2 protein-coding genes are annotated in these 2,652 nt (G+C 74.4%); one reads left to right on the top strand and one right to left on the bottom strand.

Annotation, left to right across the window (positions count from 1 at the left end; all coding sequences use genetic code 11):
• Nucleotides 1–1,055: hypothetical protein (locus DQW06_RS08055; RefSeq protein WP_117198231.1), on the bottom strand; the 1,055-nt coding region annotated here is incomplete at its 3' end.
• A 571-nt stretch (nucleotides 1,056–1,626) separates the two neighbouring features.
• Between DQW06_RS08055 and sepH the strand changes: the two genes are divergently transcribed.
• A partial coding sequence (gene sepH, locus DQW06_RS08050) for a septation protein SepH (protein ID WP_117198230.1) occupies nucleotides 1,627–2,652 on the top strand: 1,026 nt, incomplete at its 3' end.

Below are 2,652 nucleotides of genomic sequence, written 5' to 3'. Positions count from 1 at the left end.
GCGGGCGGGGGCGCGGGGACGGCCTCCTCGCCGCCCTGTCCGCCGGTCCCGGGGCCGGGGACCTGCCCGCCCGGGTCCTGGGTCCCGCCGCCGTCCTCCGGCGGTGCGGTGGGCTCGGTGGTCCCGCCGGTGCCGCCGGGGACCTCCTCCTCCGTGACGCCGCCCTCGCCGGTCCCGTCGTCCCCGGGCGCTTCGGTCTCGGGGGCGGGCTCGGTCGGCTGGCCGGTGCCCGGGACCTGCTCCTGCTCCCCGGGCGAGGGGTCGGGGGTGTCGTCGCCGGTCCCCTGGTTCTCGGGCTCGTCCTCCTCGGCCGGGGGCGCGGAGGTGGAGCCGCCGAACAGCGTGGGCGCGCTGGGCTCCTCCGAGCCCTGGGTCCAGGAGGTCAGGGAGCGCCCGGTGAACAGCTCGAACACCAGGATGACCAGCATGACCAGGGCGAAGACCGCGGCGGCCGGGATGATCAGGGAGCGCCAGCCGCGCCGCCGACCGCCCTCGCGTTCGCCGGCGCCCCCGGCTTCGCCGTCGGAGCCGCCGTGATCACCGGAGTCGTCCGCGCCCGGAGGCCACGGGCCGACGGCGGGCATCCGCGCGGTGGCGCCGGGGTCGGCCGGGGTCCGGGTCCGGCCGTCCAGCGCGGGCAGGGCCATGGTGCGGGTGGCGTCGGCGTCCTCCTCAGCGGTCCCGGTCTCGGAGACCTGCCGGAGCAGGGCGGTCTCGGAGATGCCCTCGGGCGGCGGCGCCACCGGGGCCCCCGGGGCGTTGGGTACCTCAGCGGCGCCCCGGGGGCCGGAGGCCCGACCGGCCAACTGCCTGGCCTGCTCGCCGCCGCGTGAGAACCAGTGCTGCAACAGCGGGCTGACGAGTGTGCTGAGCGCGGCCATGACGGCGGCGCCGATGACCGTGCCGTACACGTTCAGGTAGGAGGCCGCGGTGGCCGCGGCCAGCGTCGCGGCTCCGGCACCGGCGACCTGGGAGACGCTCAGGTCGAACTTCTTCCTTCCCTTGGCGTCCTCCTCCCCTTCTTCCTGGTCGTCGTGGTGTGCGGTCCGACCCATCCGGTCGTCCCCCCTTCGTCGGCCGCGCACGGGCGCGACGGGACTGTCAGCGCGGGATGGGCGTGTGGTGGGGCATACAACCCCACAGACCCCGAACTTCACATTTCGCCCATAGCTTGATAACTCAGGCTAAGGGCGACAGGTTTCCGATAACGCCATGAAATAAGAAGCATCACTCTCTGGTACACATCGGCGTGTCGAGTTGCGTCCCGGAGGGTCCGTGTACCCGTGGAACGGTCCGGGATCGGAGTTTTTCCCAGACCTGGGGTGATTCGGGGGACGCGGGATACCATCACGGCTGAGCCCTCGTGCGGGATCGGCGACATTCCCCCGCGATCGCTCCCGGTCGCGGAAGGGTCAGCGTGCCAAGATTGGCACCGAAGCGACCGTGAGGGCCCCGGGTACCCCCGGGGCGGCTCCCACCGCGGCGACAGCCGCGGATCGGGAGGCGGGCACACAGTTCGGACATGCCGGGCGCGGTACTGGCCGAACAGTTGTCGGCCGACCAGACTTGGAGAACGCGGGGGTGGGTCGCGGGACCTGCCCTCGACGGGACGCGAAAGGGAGGGCGATGCACGAGCTTCGCCTCGTGGCCGTGAGCGAGGACGGCACCTACCTGGTGCTCGCCAGCGCCGGCCGTGGAACCCGTTTCACGCTGCCCGTCGACGACCGCCTCCGCGCCGCAGTACGCGGCCAGTTCTCCCGGCTCGGCCAGTACGAGATCGAAGTGGAGAATCCGTTGCGCCCCAAGGAAATCCAGGCCCGTATCCGGTCCGGCGAGACCGCGGAGGCCATCTCCGAGATCTCCGGTATCCCCATCGAGAGGGTCCGCTGGTTCGAGGGCCCCGTCCTCCAGGAACGCGAGTACATCGCCCAGCAGGCCCAGCGCGCGAGCGTGCGCGCGCACGGCGACGCCGCCCCGGGCCCCTCCCTGGAGGAGTTGGTCACCAAGCGGATCGGCGCGCACCAGTTGGAGACCGGTGACGCGGCGTGGGACTCGTGGAAGCGCGAGGACCGGTCCTGGCAGCTCAAGCTCGTGTTCCTGCACGGCGGCGAGGAGCGCGTCGCCCACTGGCTGTACGAGCCCAGACACAACAGCGTGGCCCCCGCCGACGAGGAGGCCGCCCGGTTCTCCTCACCCGACCCCGAACCCGTCTCCTCCCCCGGCGCGACCGTGACGCCCTTCGCCCCGCGCCGCACCGAGACCGCCTCGGACCTGCCCCGGTCCGAGTCCCAGCCGTCCTCCGAGCGCGAACGCCCCGCTCCCCTGCGCCCGTCCTCCGCCGCGCACCGGGACGAGCCGCCGCGCCCGGCGCCGCCCGCGCGTCCGGCCGCCGCCGAGCGCCACCCCGCCGAACGCCGTCCCGTCGAGCGGGAGCGGGCTCCGGAGCGGCCCGCCGAGCGCGAGCGGGCCACCGGACGCCAGCCACTGGAGTGGGACCGCTACCCGGAGCCGCAGGCGGAGCGGTACGAGCGGCCGCGCAGGGAACAGCCCGTCGAGCGCCCCGCCGCGCGGGCGGAACCCGAGCGCTGGCCCGCGTACGAGCGCGGGGCCGAGCCCGAGCGGCGGACGCGGAGCGAACGCTGGTCCGAGTCC

This window comes from Nocardiopsis sp. TNDT3 (assembly GCF_003427465.1).
In the GTDB taxonomy this organism is placed as follows: domain Bacteria; phylum Actinomycetota; class Actinomycetes; order Streptosporangiales; family Streptosporangiaceae; genus Nocardiopsis; species Nocardiopsis dassonvillei.
The sequence above is the reverse complement of the archived record's forward strand: the minus strand, read 5'-3'. Positions and strand labels throughout refer to the sequence as shown.